At 70.7% G+C, this 18386-nt stretch carries 16 protein-coding genes; 7 read left to right on the top strand and 9 right to left on the bottom strand.

Translation table 11 applies throughout. The features are described 5' to 3' along the window. Positions 1-68 precede the first annotated feature (68 nt). Positions 69-3299 carry a S8 family serine peptidase gene (locus KBX46_RS06185; protein ID WP_210791516.1) on the bottom strand — a complete coding sequence of 1077 codons (3231 nt, stop codon included), beginning with the start codon at positions 3297-3299 and terminating at the stop codon, positions 69-71. A gap of 180 nt (positions 3300-3479) precedes the next feature. Here KBX46_RS06185 and KBX46_RS06180 point away from each other — a divergent pair, with 180 nt between their 5' ends. Then, a complete protein-coding gene (locus KBX46_RS06180; RefSeq protein ID WP_088950649.1) occupies positions 3480-3980 on the top strand; it encodes a sigma-70 family RNA polymerase sigma factor in 501 nt (166 codons plus the stop codon). Next, complete coding sequence (locus KBX46_RS06175) at positions 3973-4665, top strand: hypothetical protein (protein ID WP_210791514.1); 693 nt, start codon at positions 3973-3975, stop codon at positions 4663-4665. The genes KBX46_RS06180 and KBX46_RS06175 overlap by 8 nt, the downstream gene beginning before the upstream one ends. Before the next feature lie 19 nt (positions 4666-4684). On the opposite strand, the gene KBX46_RS06170 is transcribed toward KBX46_RS06175, so the two are convergent. Further along, on the bottom strand, positions 4685-5347 hold the full coding sequence (locus KBX46_RS06170; RefSeq protein ID WP_210791512.1) for a hypothetical protein: 663 nt from the start codon (positions 5345-5347) through the stop codon (positions 4685-4687). Between the two features lie 80 nt (positions 5348-5427). Here KBX46_RS06170 and KBX46_RS06165 point away from each other — a divergent pair, with 80 nt between their 5' ends. The 3 genes from KBX46_RS06165 (at position 5428) to KBX46_RS06155 (ending at position 10022) form a co-directional block, all read left to right on the top strand. Further along, positions 5428-6747 carry a HupE/UreJ family protein gene (locus KBX46_RS06165; protein ID WP_308159397.1) on the top strand — a complete coding sequence of 440 codons (1320 nt, stop codon included), beginning with the start codon at positions 5428-5430 and terminating at the stop codon, positions 6745-6747. A 144-nt stretch (positions 6748-6891) separates the two neighbouring features. Beyond that, the gene (locus KBX46_RS06160; RefSeq protein ID WP_141911741.1) at positions 6892-8865 is read left to right on the top strand and encodes a metallophosphoesterase family protein; all 1974 of its coding nucleotides are present in this window, start codon (positions 6892-6894) and stop codon (positions 8863-8865) included. A gap of 89 nt (positions 8866-8954) precedes the next feature. After that, a complete protein-coding gene (locus KBX46_RS06155) occupies positions 8955-10022 on the top strand; it encodes a WxL protein peptidoglycan domain-containing protein (protein ID WP_210791510.1) in 1068 nt (355 codons plus the stop codon). Between the two features lie 11 nt (positions 10023-10033). Here KBX46_RS06155 and KBX46_RS06150 read toward each other — a convergent pair whose 3' ends face one another. Continuing rightward, positions 10034-10729 carry a YoaK family protein gene (locus tag KBX46_RS06150; protein ID WP_210791508.1) on the bottom strand — a complete coding sequence of 232 codons (696 nt, stop codon included), beginning with the start codon at positions 10727-10729 and terminating at the stop codon, positions 10034-10036. A 214-nt stretch (positions 10730-10943) separates the two neighbouring features. Here KBX46_RS06150 and KBX46_RS06145 point away from each other — a divergent pair, with 214 nt between their 5' ends. Continuing rightward, positions 10944-11915, top strand: a complete 972-nt coding sequence (locus KBX46_RS06145; RefSeq protein WP_210791507.1) for an NADP-dependent oxidoreductase — start codon at positions 10944-10946, stop codon at positions 11913-11915. A 4-nt stretch (positions 11916-11919) separates the two neighbouring features. On the opposite strand, the gene KBX46_RS06140 is transcribed toward KBX46_RS06145, so the two are convergent. From KBX46_RS06140 to KBX46_RS06115, 6 genes are all read right to left on the bottom strand, one after another. Next, complete coding sequence (locus KBX46_RS06140; RefSeq protein ID WP_210791506.1) at positions 11920-12510, bottom strand: HAD family phosphatase; 591 nt, start codon at positions 12508-12510, stop codon at positions 11920-11922. Positions 12511-12549: 39 nt separating this feature from the next. Continuing rightward, positions 12550-13806 carry an RNA polymerase sigma factor gene (locus tag KBX46_RS06135; RefSeq protein WP_210791504.1) on the bottom strand — a complete coding sequence of 419 codons (1257 nt, stop codon included), beginning with the start codon at positions 13804-13806 and terminating at the stop codon, positions 12550-12552. A 2-nt stretch (positions 13807-13808) separates the two neighbouring features. Next, the gene (locus KBX46_RS06130) at positions 13809-14156 is read right to left on the bottom strand and encodes a YciI family protein (protein ID WP_179783609.1); all 348 of its coding nucleotides are present in this window, start codon (positions 14154-14156) and stop codon (positions 13809-13811) included. Positions 14157-14266: 110 nt separating this feature from the next. Further along, on the bottom strand, positions 14267-15466 hold the full coding sequence (locus KBX46_RS06125; RefSeq protein ID WP_210791502.1) for a low temperature requirement protein A: 1200 nt from the start codon (positions 15464-15466) through the stop codon (positions 14267-14269). 59 nt (positions 15467-15525) lie between these two features. Beyond that, positions 15526-16584, bottom strand: a complete 1059-nt coding sequence (gene trpS / locus KBX46_RS06120) for a tryptophan--tRNA ligase (RefSeq protein WP_141911733.1) — start codon at positions 16582-16584, stop codon at positions 15526-15528. 273 nt (positions 16585-16857) lie between these two features. Further along, positions 16858-17328 (bottom strand): PRC-barrel domain-containing protein, encoded by a 471-nt coding sequence (locus KBX46_RS06115; protein ID WP_099849268.1) that lies wholly within the window; start codon positions 17326-17328, stop codon positions 16858-16860. Positions 17329-17475: 147 nt separating this feature from the next. Here KBX46_RS06115 and KBX46_RS06110 point away from each other — a divergent pair, with 147 nt between their 5' ends. After that, positions 17476-17727 carry an SCO4848 family membrane protein gene (locus KBX46_RS06110; protein WP_210791500.1) on the top strand — a complete coding sequence of 84 codons (252 nt, stop codon included), beginning with the start codon at positions 17476-17478 and terminating at the stop codon, positions 17725-17727. Positions 17728-18386 lie beyond the last annotated feature (659 nt).

Below are 18386 nucleotides of genomic sequence, written 5' to 3'. Positions count from 1 at the left end.
CACCGAGGTACTGAGGTCCGGTCCGGGGCGGCGGCTCAAACGGCCGCCACCCCGGACCGGGCAGTGTGTCAGGCGATCCGGTAGGCCCGCTGGATCGTCTCCGTGACCGTGTTGCCGGCGGTGTCGGTGGCCGTCAGGCGCAACGAGACGAACCCGGCTCGCCGGGGGTGACTGATGAGGGCGACGTTCCGGAGCACCGGCAACGCGATCCACGTCCTGCCGTCGTCGAACGACGCGGACACGCCGAGACTGCGGTTGGCCGCCGCCGTCGAGCCCGCCTGCCGATCCAGCGCCAGCGGGATGGTCGTGATCCGGCCCGCCCGGCCCGTGTTGGTGTCGTCGAGCACGGGCGTCGACCGGACCGTCGTCAGCGGCAACCGTTGCGGCGACGTGGTGTGCGCCGACGTGAAGGTCCAGGCCACCGAGACCGACGTCGACAGGGTGTCCGGTGCGCCCCGGGTGGCCGTCGCCTCCAGCCGGTAGGTCGCCTTGCCGGCGGGCACCCCGAACTCGGCCCACGGGCTGTCCGAGGTGCCGATCTCCTTGCCGTCACGCAGCAGCCGGATCTGCACCGGCCGGTCATCGCGGTTCGCGGGGCGACCCGTGGCATCCCCGAACAGGGGCAACGACGCGACCGAGATGGTGTCGCCGTCGCGGCCCGCGTACCCCAGGGGCGACAGCGTCGGTGCCTGGGCCACGGTGGGCCCGAAGGGCGCCGCGTTCCAGGTCTGGGTGTACGACCGGCCCGCCGTGAAGGTCGACGTCTGCGTGGTGGAGTTGTCGCCCTCGACGAACGTGGACGTCCAGCTGATACCACCGTCGGTGTTGTGGTACTCGGTGCCGCGGAACGGCAGGTCGACCGGCGTCCTCGAACCGATCGGGCCCGAGCCGCCAGGCGCCGCCGCACGGTGCAACCGGACGGCCGTCGTCGCCGTGGACTGGCTCCGGTAGGTCGTCCGTACGGTGGCCAGGTTCTTCGGTGAGAGCTTCCTGGTCAGGCCCGTGAACATATCGCCCGGGCGGACGTACGCCAGGTCGTACGTGTAGGGGCTGTTCCGGAAGGTGCCGTCCCTGCCCGGTCGGGCGAGCCCGACACCGAGTGTGGCGGTGAACTCGGGTGCTGCGACCGCGGGCCCGATCCGGCCGAAGAAGACGTCCGCGAAGGACACGCCGCTGAGCTGCACGCCTGGATAGCGGAAGCCGTCGTCCCAGTTGGCGCTCACGTTGATCGAGATGGCTGCGGCGTCGCGCTCCGGCACGGTCAACGCGACCGGTTTGGCGTTACGGGCGTCGAGCGCCTCGGTGACCGGACCGCGTACGTCCAGGACCGGCTGCACGAGCAGGGTCGACATGTCGGCCTCGTGGATGGTGCTCCAGAGCGCGTAACGGCCCTTGGGAAGGCGCAGGATTCCGCCGCCCGGGGCCACGGCGAGGGTGCTGAACTCTCCGGTGGCCAGGTTCGCGGCCACTGTCGTGTACTCGGTGGCCGGCCTGCCGTCGCGCCCGGTGTGGTCGAGCCGTACGTCGTAGCTCTCGATCTCGCGGTTGAGCGCGAACGGCGTCCGTACCCGCAGATCGCCGGCGCCCGTCGCGGTCAGCGCCCCCTGGTAGACGCCGTCCGGGGCGTCCACCCGGGTATCCACGGTGATCGTCGCCTGGGCGCGGCCACCGGCCGGCACCACCAGGGTGGTCGGGCTGACGGTGAGCATGCCGGACGGGGCCGGGGCGATGCCCAGCGTCAGGGTGACCGCCGCGGTGCCCGTGTTGCGATAGCCGACGACCTGGGTGACCGGGGTGTCGTCGGCGTGCGGCCAGCGCTGGACCGGGAAGTCGATGGCGGCGACCTCGGCGGCGACCGGTTGGGCGACTGCGCGGGCGATGTCGACCCGGCCGGCGCCCTGCTCGTAGATGGTGTCCTCGCCGGTCGGCTTTGCCGAGTCCATCAGGGCGGCCTTGAGCTGCGGGCCGGCCCAGTCCGGGTGCTGCCCGGCGAGGATCGCGGCGGTGCCGGCCACGTGCGGAGTGGCCATCGACGTGCCGGACATGGTGGCGTACTCGCCGCCGGGCGCGGCGGCCACGATGTCGACGCCGGGCGCGCTGATCTCGGGCTTGATGTGGTTGTCGCCGATGCGCGGACCCCGACTGGAGAAGTAGGCCCGCTGGTCGTCGGCGTCGACCGCGGCGACGGCGAGGGCGTCGTCGGCGGAGGCCGGCGAGGACACCGACTTCGGCTTGCCCTCGTTGCCGGCCGCGACCACGAAGAGGGTGCCGTACCGGTGGCTCAGCTCCTGGACCGCGGTCTCCAGCGGGTCGAGTCCGGGCGCGTCGTCGCCGCCCACGCTGAGGTTGACCACCCGCGTCTGCGGCGCGAGCCACTGCATGCCGGTGATGATGTCCGAGTCCTGGCACTCGGTGGTGGCGCAGACCTTGCCGACGAGCAGCTTGGCCCCCGGCGCCACACCTCGGTACCTGCCGCCGGACGCGGCCCCACTGCCGACGATGGTCGACGCCACATGGGTGCCGTGGCCGACCGCGTCGCCGGGATCGTTGCTGCCGGTGAAGTCCCGGACCTCGGTGAGGTGCCCGGCGAAGTCCGGGTGGCTGGCGTCGATTCCGGTGTCCAGCACGCCGACGGTGACGCCGGTGCCGTCGAGCCCGGCCTGCCAGGCCGCCGGCGCACCGATCTGCGGCACGCTGCGATCCAGGGAGACCTTGCGCTTGCCGTCCAACCAGATGTGGGTGACGCCGGTGGTGAGGGTGCGCGCGGAGTTCGTCCCGCGGGTCAGCGAGGCCCAGAGCGTGACCCGGTCGTCCCGGCCCGCCCGGACCGCGAGCGCGTGGGCGGCCGGCAGGTCGGCCCGCACCCGCCCGTCACCGCCGACGGTCGCGGTCCGCGCCTGCGCCGCCTCGTTCTCGGGGTACGCGACCAGCAGCGGCAACTCGGCTGCCCGGTCGTCGTAGCCCAACTCGCCGAGCGCGGTGAGGTCGAACAGCCGCCGGTCGAGCCGACCGTCGCGCAGCAGTGGCATCGCGTCGACCGGGATGACGTACTGGTGACCGTCCTCCCGACTGCTCACGAACCGCATGCCGGCCCGTCCCTGCGCCCGCTGGATGTCCGGCCGCCCGTCCGCGTCGAGCGTCACCCGGTCACCGGTGATCAGGGTGAAGGCGCCGGAAGTGCCAGAGCCGGCGGCCGTCGGCCTCGCCTGCGCGCTCGCCGGTTGGGCAGCCAGGCCTGCAGCGACCAGCGCGGTCGCGAGTACGCCGGCTGTCAGGGCGCGTCGTTGCCGTCGTCGCACATCGTCCTCTCCGCCACGGGCCTCTCCCGGGACGGCACGATGACGCCTGGCCAGGGCGTCAGGTTGATCACAATGCTGTGATGGCGGTCACATTCCTGCCCCGCGCCGACGTGACCGGTCGGCCCGGGCGAGTTGCATGCGCGGTGACCAGGGGACGAGGCGTGGGAGGGCACCGGCCGGATGCGTGATGCCGAGGAGTTCGACGCCCTCTACGCGGCCTGTGCGGGTCGGGTCGTGGGTCACGTGTACGCGCTGACCGGCAACCGCGCCGAGGCGGAGGACGCCGTCGCCGAGGCGTTCATGCGGGCCTGGCAGCGTTGGCGGACGGTGCGGGAGACGGACAGCCCGGAGGCCTGGGTCCGCCGGGTGGCCTCGCGGATCGCGGTGAGCAGCTGGCGCAAGGCCTTCAACCGGGTACGCGCCCACCGTCGGGCCGCCGTCGACCAGGGCGTGCCCGGACTGAACGAGGACCACGTCGCCCTGTTGCAGGCGCTCCAGCAGCTCAGTGCCAACGAGCGCCGGGCCGTCGTGCTGCACCACCTCAACGATCTCAGCGTCGCCGAGGTGGCAGCGGAGATGCAGGCGCCCGTCGGGACCGTGAAGACGTACCTCGCCCGAGGTCGGAGAGCGATGGCCGGGCTGCTGACCGATGCCCACCAGGAGGAGACCTCCCATGGCTGATCCGCGCGACGACCTCACGGCGATCGCCGACGAGGTTCGGCGAGTCACCACGCTGCCCGGGGCGCAGGCGTTGCGTCGCCGCAGCGACCGGCGACGGCGACGCCGGACGGCCGCCACCGCAGCCGGGCTGGCTGTCGTGGCCGTTGCCGCAGGCACCGCCCTGTCGCAGGTGCGGGCCGACGTCGACACGCCCGATGTCGGCCCGGCCAGCCAGGCCCCACCGGCTGTCGTGCCATCCGTGACCGCCACCGCCGGTCCGCAGGAGATCCTCGGCGGCAGGCGTCAGGTCCGGATCGTGGTGCCCGGCATGAGCGGAGCCGCGTTGGTGATCGGCCCTGGCACCGACCAGGTGCGGGCCGCCAGCGAGCCGGGCACCGACGACGTGTCGCTCTGGGTCCTACGCCCGCAGGGCGACAGGTACCAGATCGCCTCGGCCACGGGTGCCGGTGCGGTCTGCATGACCGTCGTGCACGACGCCGCGCCGGGCAGCGTGCGCGGCCGGGGGTGCGACCCGGCCGCCGAGACGCAGCTCTTCCGGATCGATCAGGTCCCCGACGGCAGCTACTCGATCTTCCAGGGCAAGCGCTACGTCCAGGTGGTCGACGGCACCAACGCCCTGGTTCCCGACCTGCCCGAGGGCCTGACCACCACGTACGAGTTCGAGGATCGCGGACCGGCCCGCTGAGCAGACTTGACCGACGGGATCAGAGCCAGACGACGATCCCGGTCAGGTCGTTGAGGACCGCGGCCACGCCGGCCCGGATGGCGGCCGCGCAGCGCTCGGCCGTGAACGACTTCGGGTCGTACGTCGAGGACGCGCCCAGCCCTTCCCCGCGGAACGACGCGCCGTCCCAGTCGACCGCTGTGACGTTGTGGGTGGGCTCGGCCAGTTCCGCGCCCACCACCAGGAACTTCTCGTCCAGGTGGCTCGGGGTGACCAGCGCGAGGGGGTCGATGAGGTCGTTGCCGGCGCCGATGATGAGGTCCGGGCCCATCTCCATGGCCTTGGCGATGCTGGGGACGGCGTCGTGCGCAGTGCCGACGACGATCGTCCGGAGGTCGACGTGCTCGTCGTCGGCCCACTCCTTGACGGCTGTCACGAGCACCTTGGTCGGGTCGTCGTCCCCGGAGGTCAGCAACACCACCCGGTAGTCCTTCGGCGGGTGGACGCCGTCCCAGGAGCCCGGCTGCGGCGTGATCGTCGCCTCCGGAGCGGGTGTGGTGGACGGGGCGACGAATCCTGGGCCGAGAGTGCCGATGGCGGCGGGCTCGGGGTGTGGCTGTGACCAGTCGTCGCCGGAGTCGCAGCCGGTGATCAGGGCGACGGTCGCGGCCAGCATGGCAACGGCCCGGAGCGGGGGGCGCAAGGCGATCGTCCTTTCGAGTGGTGGCGGAAAGTGCGCGTACGTCTTCCTATTCCTATCTCAATTCTGGTCGCCAACTATCCGTGGATGGGTGCTCGGGCTCTTTGTTTTCCGGCGGTTCGTCGGCGCGCGGGCTGGTGTTCACCCGCGCCGTGCAACGTGCACTGGCCAACCGAGGGAGTCGCATGTCAGGGCGCGTCCGCCGTACCGTAATCGTCGCCGCTGTCGGGATCGCCGCAGCGGTGATTCCTTTTCTGGGCGCCGGAACCGCGTCCGCGCACGGCTTTTCGTCGACCGTGTACGCGAAAATCTCTGCGGGAGACGAGGGTCACATCCGCACGGCGTTGGAGCTCGAATACGACCTTCTCGTGGTGTCCGCCGCCGATTCCGCTGACGCCGATCCGCTCTTCCAGGCGGGAACGGCCGCGTTCGAGGCGGGTGACGCCACCGCCCAGGCGACGGCCCTGAAGAGCCATGCCTCGACGGTCCTCGCGTACGTCGCCGACCGCTTCTCGGTCAGGTCGGGGAGTGCGGCCTGCCGACCGACAGAGGTGGGCGACGCGTCGATCGGCGAGCGCGAGGGCGTGCCGTACGCGGATCTGCTGCTGGACTGGACCTGCCCTGAGCAGGTCGACGAGCACGAGGTGCGCAGCGGTCTCTTCCCCGATGGCGAGGGCTACGTCAAGGGCACCAAGACGATCGTCACGTACGAGATCGACGGCCGGTCGGGCAGTGCGGCGCTCGACGCCGACCACCCGGCCTTCTCCACCGGGCAGGCCTGGTACCAGCGGTTCGGCGAGTTCTTCCTGCTGGGCGCCGAGCATCTGCTCTCCGGGATCGACCACATCCTGTTCCTGCTGGCGTTGATCGCGGGATCGCGGCGCCTTCGCGAGATCGTGCTCGCCGCCACCAGCTTCACCCTGGCGCACTCGGTGACGTTCATGCTCGCCGCCCTCGGCATGGTCGAGGTGCCGGCGGCGATCGTGGAGCCGGTCATCGCGTTGTCGATCGCCGTCGTCGCCGGCTGGCACCTGTGGGGGATCTGGCGGCGCGGTGCGCACGCGGCCGACCTGGAGACGGCCGGGGCCGGTCACTTCAGCCTCGACCGAGCGGGCTGGATCCGCCTCGGGGTGGTGTTCTGCTTCGGCCTGGTGCACGGTCTGGGCTTCGCCGGCGCCTTGGGCATCGACGAGGCGTGGTCGTGGACCCTGCTGTGGTCGCTGCTGGTGTTCAACGTCGGCATCGAGGTCGTTCAGTTGTCGATTATCGCTGTCGTCTTCCCGCTGCTGTTCGTGCTGCGCCGCCGTGCGCCGAAAGCCGGCCTCTGGGCGACCGGGGTTGTTTCTGCGGGCGTGTCCATTATCGGATTGATCTGGTTTGTCCAGCGCATTTCTGGATCATAAGTAGGGCTAAGTAGTTCGTGAAGTGCAGTCTTTCGCAAGATCACGTTCATGGTTGGTTCATCAGGCGGCGAAAGCGTGGATCTGCTTCCCCGGCGTCGGGTGAAGGCACAATCCATTTCTCTATTTGAAAAGGGAACAATGTCGATGACATTGAAGACCTCGACACGGGCCTCCGGGCTCGTGCGGCGGCGTCTGGTGGCCGGGGTCGCAGCCGGCTTCCTGGGAATGGGCGCGGCCCTCGGCAGTGGCCTGCTGGCCACCGCGAGTGCGGCTGAGTCCACCACGATCAGCAGCGTGGTCCTCGGCGTCGGCGCCAACGAGACCCAGCGCATCGTGAGCTGGTATTCCTCGGCCGACACCGCGCAGAAGATCCAGCTCGCCCCGACCGCCGAGATCGTCAACGGTGAGTTCCCGGCCGGCGCCGTCAGCTTCGACGCCGTCGGTGCGGCGAACACCTCCACCACCGGCTTCAACCGGCACGCCACGATCAGCAACCTGCGGGAGAAGACGGCCTACTCGTACCGGGTCGGCGCCGAGGGCAGCTGGTCCCCGACGTACGCCTTCAAGACGCAGGACTTCGAGGGCGACTACGACTTCCTGTTCTTCGGCGACCCGCAGATCGGCTCCTCCGGCGACCGGCTGAAGGACCAGGCCGGCTGGGAGGACACCCTGAAGGTGGCCACCGCGGCCAACCCGAACGCCGAGCTGCTGGTGTCCGCCGGCGACCACGTCGAGAGCGCCAACGACGAGGGGCAGTGGACCTCGTTCCTGGCCCCCGACCAGCTGCGCCAGATCCCCCTCGTGGCCACCATCGGCAACCACGACGTCGGTGGCAAGTCGTACGAGCAGCACCACTTCACCCCGAACACCGACCGCTCGTCTGCGTACTACAACGGGGACCAGGCGACGCGGTCCGGCGGCGACTACTGGTTCATCCACAAGGACGTGCTGTTCATCGACCTGAACAGCAACAGCTACGTCAACCCGGCGGACGGCTCCGCCGGCGGCGACGCGGCGCACGTCGCGTACGTCACCGACGTCATCAACAAGCACGGCTCCGAGGCCAAGTGGAAGGTGCTGGTCTACCACCACTCCATCTACTCGCCGGCCAGCCACGCGACCGACACCGACAACAAGCAGCGGCGGGAAGACTTCACCACCGCGTTCTCCAACCTCGGCGTCGACATGGTGCTCCAGGGCCACGACCACAGCTACACCCGCAGCTACTCCATCAAGAACGGCCAGAAGGAGAACCCGGCCGAGAAGCCGGGTTCCGCCGACGTGTTCCCCGGCCCGGGTGGCGTCATCTACGTGACGGCCAACTCGGCCTCCGGCTCGAAGTACTACGACATCAAGAAGCCGGACAACACCGGCACCGGCATCCGGGGCAACGGCCCGGACCCGCTGGACCCGAACAAGTACTGGTACAACTCCGTGCAGAACCAGGAGCACGTCCGCAGCTACGTCAAGGTGCAGGTCCGCGGCGACAAGCTGGTCCTCGCGAACGTCCGCAGCGGCACCTGCGCGGCACCGAACGCGGCGGTGGAGAAGGGCCTCTCCTGCGTCAACACCCCGGACGGCCAGCCGGTCGGCTCGATCGTCGACAACGTGACAGTGCACCCGTTCCACGGTGACGGCCAGGCCATCCAGGTCAACGTGCCGAACCCGGCTCCGGGCGAGTTCGGCTGGACGATCGACGGCTACAACGGTCTGGTCGACCTGGGTACCGCGCAGGAGCGCGACGGCACCTTCTTCGAGGCGACCGGCAAGATCAACCCGATCCTCGTGTCGGACAGCCGCCGCTCGCTCGCCCCGTGGTCGATCTCGGCCAACGTCGGCGACTTCCAGGACGCCGAGAAGAAGTTCTCCGGCTCCTACCTGGGCTGGACCCCGTACGTGCTCGACGGCGGCGCGGGCGCCGAGGCCGGGGCGCCGATCCTGTCGTCCTACGACGACCAGGGCAAGGGCCTCTCGGTCTCCAGCGGGCTCGGCGCGGCCGCGCAGGGTCACCCCCGGGGCGGCGCCAAGCTCGGCGCTGACCTGGACCTGAAGATCCCGGACAGCATCGCGAAGGGCAGCTACCGCACCACCCTCACGATCACTGCCCTGAGCAGCTGACCGGACGTTCCACTCGGCGGGGTAGGCACCTTCGGGGCCTGCCCCGCCACCCATGTGCCATCCTCCCAAGATCACTCCAAGGAACCGACATGTATCCGTCCGTAACGCGCTGGAAGACAGTCCTTCGTACCACCGCGCTCTCCCTGCTCGCCGCCGTCGCGGCCGTCGGTGTCGGTGCCGGCCCCGCCTCGGCGGCGGACGGCAACGTCGCCTGGACGGTCCGGACGGCCTCCAACGGCTACGGCGAAGCCCGGTCCAGCTACAGCTACAACGTCAATCCCGGTGGCGCCGTCGAGGACGCCATGGTCGTGGCCAACCGCGGCCCGTCGCCGCTGACCCTGTCCGTGTACGCAGCCGACGGCTTCACGACCGACGCGGGCCAGCTCGACCTGCTCACCAAGGACAAGAAGTCCACCGCGGTCGGCGCCTGGGTGAAGGCGAAAGCCGAGAGTGTCGTGATCCAGCCTGGGAAGACGGCGCAGGTCCCCTTCACGATCGGCGTTCCGGACAACGCCACGCCCGGTGACTACGTCGGCGGCATCCTCACCGCGCTGACGCAGGCCGACCAGGCCGAGGGCATCAACGTCGACCGGCGCCTCGGCATCCGGATCAAGCTGCGGGTCGGCGGTGAGCTGAAGCCGAACCTCGCGATCGAGGACCTGCACGTGACGTACGCCGGCTCGGCCAACCCGTTCGGCAAGGGCGACGCCACCATCACCTACAAGGTCCACAACGTCGGCAACGCCGCCCTGTCCGGGCAGCAGACGGTGTCGGTCTCGGGCCCGTTCGGGTTGCTGCGGGTACGGGCCAGGGACATCGCCGCGCCGCCGGAGCTGCTTCCGGGTGAGAGCTGGAACGTGACCGTGCCCGTGCACGGCGTCGCCCCTGCCATCTCGCTGGCCGCGACCGCGACCCTCACGCCGCTGCTCACCGACGCGTCGGGTTCCACCACCTCGCTCAAACCGGTCACGGTCACCGCGCACGGCTGGGCCCTGCCGTGGACGTTGGTGCTGGCGCTCGTCGTCCTGGTCGCCGCGCTCGTCGGGGCGTACCTGTATCGGCGCCGCAACCGGACGCAGCGCAAGGTGCGCGAGGACGCCCGGGTGCGCGACGCCGTCGCGCAGGCGCTGCGCGGCCAGGAGCCGCAGACGTCCTGATCCAGCTGTCGTCAGCGCCGCTGGCTGTGGTCGCCGGCGGCGCTCGCGCGGCGGGTCAGACCGACGGCGACCGCGATCACCGCGATCACCAGCACCGCCGCCAGCGCCGGTGCCCAGGTCGGGGCGGTGCGCAGCAGCACCGTGCCGAGCGCGGCGCCGAGCACCAGCCCGGCCAATCGGCCGACGCCACCCACGTCGGCGAACCGGTGCGGGTCGACGATGCGACGTCGGACCAGCTCGGTCAGCGAGCCGGTCAGATAGGTGGTCGACGCGCCCTTCACGCCGGCACCAACGGTGATCACGCTCTGGATGCCGCTCGACACGGCGGCCATCCCCAGCAGCACCAGCCCGAAGCCGTACCCGGGACGGGCCGAGCAGGCGAACCAGCCCACGGTGAAGCCGAGCAGCAGCACCGCCTCGGCCGAGGTCACCACGGCGGTACGGCCGTTCCAACCCGGTGGGGTGCGACGCAGCGGCAGCGTGGCGGCTGCCACCCCCACCGCGTAACCACCGACCGCCACCACGGCACCCATCAACGAGCGGGCATCCGCCGTGGCGAGCGCGTGGCCGAAGTGCACCAGGTTGCCGGTGACCACGCTGGCGAAGTACCCGTTGAGCCTGGTCAGGCAGATCACGTCGATACAGCCGGAAGCCGCGGCCAACGTCACCAGGAGCCAGGCCGTCGCCCGCGTCGACGGTGCGCGCACGGTGCTGCCTCCCGTCGTCCTGCCACCAGCCCTGGCCCGGCGCCGACTGACTCCGGGCACGCAGCCATTCCCGTGCCCGTCCCGACTACGCCCGCCGGGACACGCCGCGAGCGGACGGTCGCCCTTGTGGGTGAACGGCACCCGGCACCGGGGTCACGTCTGTCCCCGAGCCGGCATGCTGCGACGGTGACGCCGGCACGGGAGGGGAATCCACATGGTTGACGGGGATGTGCCAGAGCGGATGCAGGCCGCGGCCCTGGACGATTTCGGTGGGCCGGAGGTGATCACCCTCCGCAAGTTGCCGATCCCCGAGATCGCCGACGACGAGGTGCTGATCAAGGTCTGGAGCGCCGGCGTGGGGGTGTGGGACGTGTACGAGCGGCAGGGCGTGCTCGTACCGGAGGGCTCTGCCCTTCCGATCGTGCCCGGCTCCGACGGTGCTGGCACCGTCGTCTCGGCCGGCAGCAAGGTGTCCAACGTCGCTGTCGGCGACCTGGTCTACGTCTCCGCCACCACCCGGCCGAAGGGTGGCTTCTACGCCGAGTACGCGGCAGTCAAGGCGCAGTACGCGGCCAGGGTGCCCGATGGCGTGCCGGCGGAGCACGCCGGCGCCATGCCCACCGACGCGCTGACCGCGCTGGCCGGACTCGACACCGTCAGCCTGTCGACCGGCGACTGGTTGCTGATCTTCGGCGCGAGCGGCGGTCAGGGACACCTGGCCGTGCAGCTGGCCAAACGGCAGGGACTGAACGTGATCGCCGTGGCATCCGGTGCGGACGGCGTCGCCCTGGTGACCCGGCTCGGCGCCGACGTTTCCCTCGACGGCCACGGCGACATGACCGACGTGCTGGCCCGGATCCGGGACGCGGCGCCGGACGGGGTGAAGGCCATCCTGGCGATGGCCGGCGGTGCGACCCTCGACCGGCTCACCGAGGCGCTGGCCGACGGCGGGGTCGTCGCGTTCGCCCACGGGGTGCGGCCGGAGCCGCAGGAACGGCCGGGCGTCACGGTGCGGGCCTACGACGGCGAATCGAGCCCTCGACAGTTGCAGCGCCTCAACGAACTCATCGAGGCGGGGCCTTTCGTGGTGCACGTCGCGGAGAAGTTCCCGCTGGGCAAGGTGCGGGACGCGCACCAGCGCCTGGAGACCTCCTACGCCGGCAAGCTCCTGCTGACGGTGGCCTGAGACCTCAGGGCGTGCGCTGTTGCGGCACGCGTACCGATGCCATGCCGGCGGCGGTCGCGGCCTGGATGCCCAGGTCGGTGTCCTCGAAGACCAGGCACGACTCGGGCGCTACGCCGAGGTGTTCCGCCGCGAGCAGGAATGCCTGCGGGTCGGGCTTGGCCCGCGTGTAGTCGTCGGCGCAGACCAGCACGTCGAACCGGTCCAGCAGACCGAGCGCGTCGAGGGAGGCGGTGACCGAGGCTCGGGTGCTGCCGGAGACGACGGCGAACGGGACCCGCCGGTGCGCGTCGTGGATGTGCGCCAGCACCTCTGGCACGGCCGCGAGCTGCGGCAGCAGCTCCTCGTAGTAGCTCTCCCGGCGCTCGACGACCGTCGCCACCGGCATGCTCAGACCCTGCTGCTCGTTGAGGGCGACGATGATGTCGGCCGTCGGCCGGCCGCCCCAGGCGTAGAAGAGGTCCTCCGGGAACTCGCAGCCCCACTCGTTCAGAGCCCGCTGCCAGGCCACGTAGTGCAGCGGCATCGAGTCGACGATCGTGCCGTCGCAGTCGAACAGGTACGCGGCGAACTCACCGGGAGGCAGAGGCAGAGTCACCGGGGAAGGGTACAGCGCGCGCCGGCCATCGAGCTCCGCTCACGGGCTCGTGACGGCTTCCAACTGGCGGAGCAGGAACACCCGCTCCGGTTCCGTGCCGACCAGCTCCAACGCGCTGCGGTACGCCGTCGCGGCCTCGTCGTACCTGCCGAGGCGGCGCAGCAGGTCGGCCCGCGCCGCCGGATAGGGATGGTGGCCGCGCAGCCGCGGCTCGTCGGCCAACTCGTCGAGCAGGGCGAGCCCCGCCTCCGGCCCGTCCCGCATCGCCACCGCGGCGGCCCGGTTCAGCGCGACGACAGGTGAGGGCACCAGGCCGAGCAGGACGTCGTAGAGGGCCACCACCTGCGGCCAGTCGGTGCTGGCCACGTCGGCGGCCTCGTCGTGCAGCGCGGCGATGGCGGCCTGCACGCCGTACGGGCCGGGCTCCGGGCCGGTCAGCGCGACCACCACCAGCTTCCGCCCCTCCTCGATCATCTGACGGTCCCAGCGTCCGCGATCCTGGTCGTCGAGGAGGACCATGGCGCCATCTGGCCCGGTACGCGCGTCACGTCGGGCATGGACGAGCAGCATCAGGCCGAGCAGCCCGGCGACCTCCCGCTCGGCGGGCAGCAGCCGACGCAGGATCCGGCCCAGCCGGATGGCCTCCTCGGCCAGGTCGATCCGTTGCAGATCCGGGCCGGAGCTGGCGGCGTACCCCTCGGTGAAGACCGAGTAGACGGCCTGGAGCACCGTGGGCAGTCGACCGGGCAGCTCGTCGTCGCCGGGCACCCGGAACGGGATGCGGGCGTCCCGGATCTTGCGTTTGGCCCGGACCAGCCGTTGGGCCATGGTCGCCGGTGGCACGAGGAAGGCCCGCGCGACCTCGGCCGTGGTGAGGCCGGCGAGGAACCGCAGGGTGAGTGCTCCCCGGTCCTGCGCGGCCAGGGCCGGGTGTGCGCAGGTGAAGAAGAGTGCCAGCCGGTCGTCGGGCAGATCGCGGTCAGCGTCGGCGGGTGGGGCGGGGTCGGCCCGCTCGGCCTCCGCCCGGAGGACGGCGAGCCGCGTCGCCAGCACCTGGTCGCGACGCAGCCGGTCCACGGCTCGACGCCGCGCCGTGGTGAGCAGCCAGGCGCCCGGCCGGCTCGGGACGCCGTCGGTCGGCCAGTGCACCAGGGCCGCCTCGATGGCCTCGGAGGCGACCTCCTCGGCCAGGTCGAGGTCACCGAAGCGGCGCACGAGCGAGGCGAGCAGTCGGCCGCGTTCCTCCCGGAACACCGCCTCCACCGACGACCCGACTGCTGCCCTCTCGTCCGGCACGGTCAGGCCTGCATGTCGATCTCGAAGATCGGACGGACCTGGACCGACCCGGTGCCGATGGCCCCGGGACTGCGGGCCGCCCAGTCCAGCGCGGCGTCGAGGTCCGGCACGTCGATGACGTCGTACCCGCCGAGCAGCTCGCGGGTCTCGGCGAACGGCCCGTCGGTGATCGTGCGCTCGCCGTCCGGACCCACCTGCACTGTCGTGCAGGTGGTCAGGTCCTGCAAGGGGTGCCCGGAGACCCAGACCCCGGCGTCCTTCATCTCCCGGTCGTAGCGGATCCAGTCCTCGAAACTGCACCCGTTGTCGACGACCTCCCCGTCGACCATGGGGCTCATGAACAGCAGCATGTACTTCACGTTTGGCTCCTCTCGGTGCGGCGGGGTCGCCGTACAGCATGACGACGAACGACCACCGGGGATGTCGACACGGCACGTCAGGTTTTTTCCCGGGCCGGAGTTCACGCGTGGCGCGGCTGTGCCCAGTCGCGTTGATCGACCCGCCGCTCGAACCAGGTGACCCCGATCAGGAAGACGGTCAGCAGGGCGAGCGCCGCCAGCGGAGGCAGGGACCGGCCGATCGGCAGCAGGGCCAGAGGCAGGAGCGCGGCGACGACCTGCGTCGGGTGGACGACGCGCACGGTCAGCCGGCGGAACACGAGCCTGCTGATCAGGTAGACCGCTGCGCCACCGTAGAGCGCGGTGGCCGCTTCCCAGCCCAGCGGGTCGGAATGACCGGACTCCTCGCTGAGCTGGCTGATCACCTCCTCGATGCCGAGCGCGACGTAGATCGCACCGATGATCAGCGGGGAGTGCCCGATGCCGTACGCGTCACCGGCCACGCCGGCTCGTCGTTCATCCGGCACATCGCTGACGGCCTTCCTCGCGGCTGGCGCCAGCCGGTCGAAGTAGAGCCACCACAGGCAGACAGTGCTGGTGAGGCCGAGCAGCGCGGCCACCACCGCCGCACCGACGGGTGCCATCGTCCGTGGCCCCGCACCGGCGGAGATCAGCGCTTCGCCCAACGCGATGATGAGCACCAGGCCGAACCGCTCGGTGAAGTGGTCCACGCTGCGCAGTTGCCACGGCCGGAAGGCGGAGGCGATCCGGGCGCCACCGATGTCCACCAGCAGCGCGACCGTCCAGAGCGCCGTCTGAGCCGCGCCGCCGAGCAGCGCGCCGCCGACCAGCGGGAGCCACGCCAGCACCACCGGCACGGTGAAGAAGCGCAGCGTCGAGCGCAGTGGCGGGTTCGTCGCGCTCACCCAGAACAGGACCACGAGCTGCACCGCCCGACCGACCACGTAGGCCAGGGCGAGGGCGAGCGGGGCGTCCAGTAACCCCGGACCCTGTTTCCACGCGTCTGGCAGCACCAGCGCGACCACGAAGATCGCCGCCATCGCGACCAGGGTCGCCGCGCGGACCAGGCCGACGTCCGCACGGACCAGGTTTCCCACCCAGGTGTACGGCCCCCAGGAGTAGAGCAGCAGCAGGAGGAGGAGCAGCCCCTGAGCCAGGGTCAGCGCGGTCGGCGACCCGGCCATGAACGTGATGACCCGGGTGAGCGCGAAGACGAAGACCAGGTCGAAGAAGATCTCGAACATCGTGGTCCGGTGCGTCTCCGCAGCCCGCACCGGACGCTCGTCGAAAATCCTCCCCATCCTGGCATTCTGCCCAGGTCGGTCGCGGGTTCATCCGCTCTTCCCGCCGGGCGCCGGCCTCAGGCCGAGGCGTCGGTCCGCCGCCGGCTCCGCTCGGCCCGCCGCCGCACCTGCTGGTACGCGCCGGTCAGCCCCATCGCCCGGCGTACCTCGATCAAGGTCTGGCGTACCTCCAGGCGGGTCCGCTCGGTGCCCTCGACGATCAGCCGGTCGACCAACCCCCGGTCGGCTTCGATCTCGGCCCGGCGCTGCCGGATCGGCGCCAGGAACCCTTCCAGCGCGGCCACGAGCCGTTCCTTGACCTCCACATCACCCACCTGCCCGGCCCGGTAACGCCGGGCCAGGTCGGCCACCTCGTCGCGGTCCGGATTGAAGACCTCGTGGTACGCGAACACCGGGTTGCCCTCCACCGTGCCCGGCACGTCGGCCCGTACCCGGTTGGGATCGGTGTACATGCCGAGCACCTTCCGACGCACGGTGGCGGCATCGTCGGAGAGCGCTATCGAGTTGCCCCGGCTCTTGCTCATCTTGGCCGCGCCGTCGGTGCCCACCAGGCTCGGTGTGTCCGCCGGGATCAGCTCGGGCACCGGGAAGACCGGCCCGTAGAGATGGTTGAACCGCCGCGCGATCTCCCGGGTCACCTCGACGTGCGCGGCGTTGTCCCGACCGACCGGGACCACCTCGCCCTTCACGCAGAGGATGTCCGCGGCCTGGAGCACCGGATAACCCAGCAGCCCGTACGGCATCTCCTCCTTGCCAGCGTCGCGGGCCATGTCCTTGAGCGACGGCACCCGTTCCAGCCGGGGGACGGTCACCAGGTTCTGTAGGAGGGTGTTGAGGTCGCCGACCTCCGGGATGGCGGACTGGAGGTAGAACGTGGCGCTCTCCGGGTCGACGCCGGCGGCGAGGATGTCGGTGACCATCTCCCGGGCGTTGCCGGAGACCTGGTCGATGTCCTCGCGGCGGTTGCGCGTGGTGAGCATGTGCAGATCGGCGATGATGAAGAAGCTCTCGTAGCGTCGGTGCAGCCGCACCCGGTTGGCGATGCTGCCGACGTAGTGACCGAGATGAAGGCGGCCGGTGGGCCGGTCGCCGGTGAGCATTCGTGCGACGGACATGGTGGTGTGCCTCTCGTATCCGAGGTTGGGTGACGCGTGGGCGCGCGCCGAGTGGGGCCGATGTTCAGGCCCCCTCGGTCAGCGGGATCGGCTCAGCGAGCCGTCCGCCATCGCGCGCCGGCGCGGTATCGCAGACCACCGGCACGGAGGACGTTCAGAAGTTGCTCACGGCCGTCGCCGGAGCTGGTCGGGATCCTGGGCACCGCACCGAGCGGGAGACCGTCGACCTTGTCGACCGCCTCCGACGCGCAGCTGCCCATCCGGACCACGGCCTCACATTACCCGCGGGACAGCCCCGGGCGGGGGAAGGTGACCGCCGGCGTAGTAGCTGCCGACGCGCTCCCGGTACTCCGGGTCGGCCGGATCCGCATCGAACGGCGGTGCGTCCTTGATCTGTTCCTTGGTCCGGTCGACGTGCACGACGCGTTCCTGGTGATCCACCCGCTCCACAGTGCCGGCGGGCAGCAGCACCTTCTGGCCGAAGATCCAGGGCCCGGTGTCCACCACCAGGTAGCCGGCATCCGCCTCGTTGCTCGCCTCGTCGATGGTGCCGATCCGCCCGTCACTCGCCTGGACCTGGTAGCCCACCAGGTCCACCGGCGTGCCGGGGCCGGGAGCGTCCGGACCGTCGTGCCCGCCGTCCTGGTCGTCGGGCGGGGTGACCGAGGGGGTGGTCTGCGTGTATCCGCCGGCCAGGGCGGACGGGTCACGCCAGGCCCAGGGATTGAAGATCGAGGGTTGCATGGGGCACCTCCGGGGGGACGGTCCTCAGCTGTCCTGTTTCGAAGTGCCCATCCCGCTGCCGTCGGAAACAGACCGGGTCGCCTCCCAGTGCTTGCGTGTTTCTGCTGATAGGCCAGGTGAGCAGGTGCGCTGGCATACTCGGCTGCCATGGTGCTGTCGCGAGGGTGGGCTGTCTTCCTGGTCGGGGTCGGGATCTGGACCTGGGTGATCTGGCCGAGGTTCGCGATCGCCATCTGGCAGGACCCGCGGTCCTGGGCGTCCGGCACTGTCGCCGACGGCGCCGCCACCAGCTTCCTGTGGGTGCACGCGCTGCTGATCGGGGCCTCTCTCGCCATCGGCACGACGGTCGGTGTCCTCGGCATCCGCGCCTGGTTCGCCGCTCGTCGGCAAGCGGCCTGACCTGCCCGCCTCTCGGTGACAGCGGCTGTCGCAGAACGGATCGGGCCTCAGTCCGAGCTCGGCAATCGGTCGACGACGCGAATGTGACGCGCGCCGCTACCCGCGGATTTGACGATCAAACCCGCGGACGCGTAACTTTCTCTCTGTCAGCGCGAACGGGGCAAACGGGACGAAAGTCCTGAGGGTCCGGAACGAGCTGGCAACCGGGTCAAGCAGGGGTTCGCTCCTGCGGGACACGGTCCGGGCGGGGCTTGCCGGATCGGCCGCGAGGCGGATTTGGTGCGGCGAAGCCGACCGGGTAAGGTTCACGACCGGCAGGGCACCGGGCGAGACTGCGGGAAACCGCAGCGGCCGGTTCTGCCAAATCCGACGACCTGACGCAGCGGTCCGCTGCTGCGTGAGTGCGCCGGTGCCAACCCGTACGAAGCATGACAGACCGGGACACACGGTTTGACACGGCGAAGACGGTGAGGTAACGTAGTAAAAGTGCCCGGCGCGAGAGCGACGGGGACACGAACGAAAAGCCCCGGTTGGGGTTCCACTGAGGTGGGGCTTCTGGTCGGTGTGTGGTTGTTCTTTGAGAACTCAACAGGGTGCTTGTAAAGCCAGTGCCAATTATGATTTATACCCCGGACTGGTCAGTTTTTGCTGGCTGGTTG

The sequence above is a fragment of the Micromonospora sp. C81 genome (genome assembly GCF_018070425.1).
Taxonomy (GTDB): domain Bacteria; phylum Actinomycetota; class Actinomycetes; order Mycobacteriales; family Micromonosporaceae; genus Micromonospora; species Micromonospora zamorensis.
This window is presented reverse-complemented; position numbering and strand designations above follow the sequence as displayed.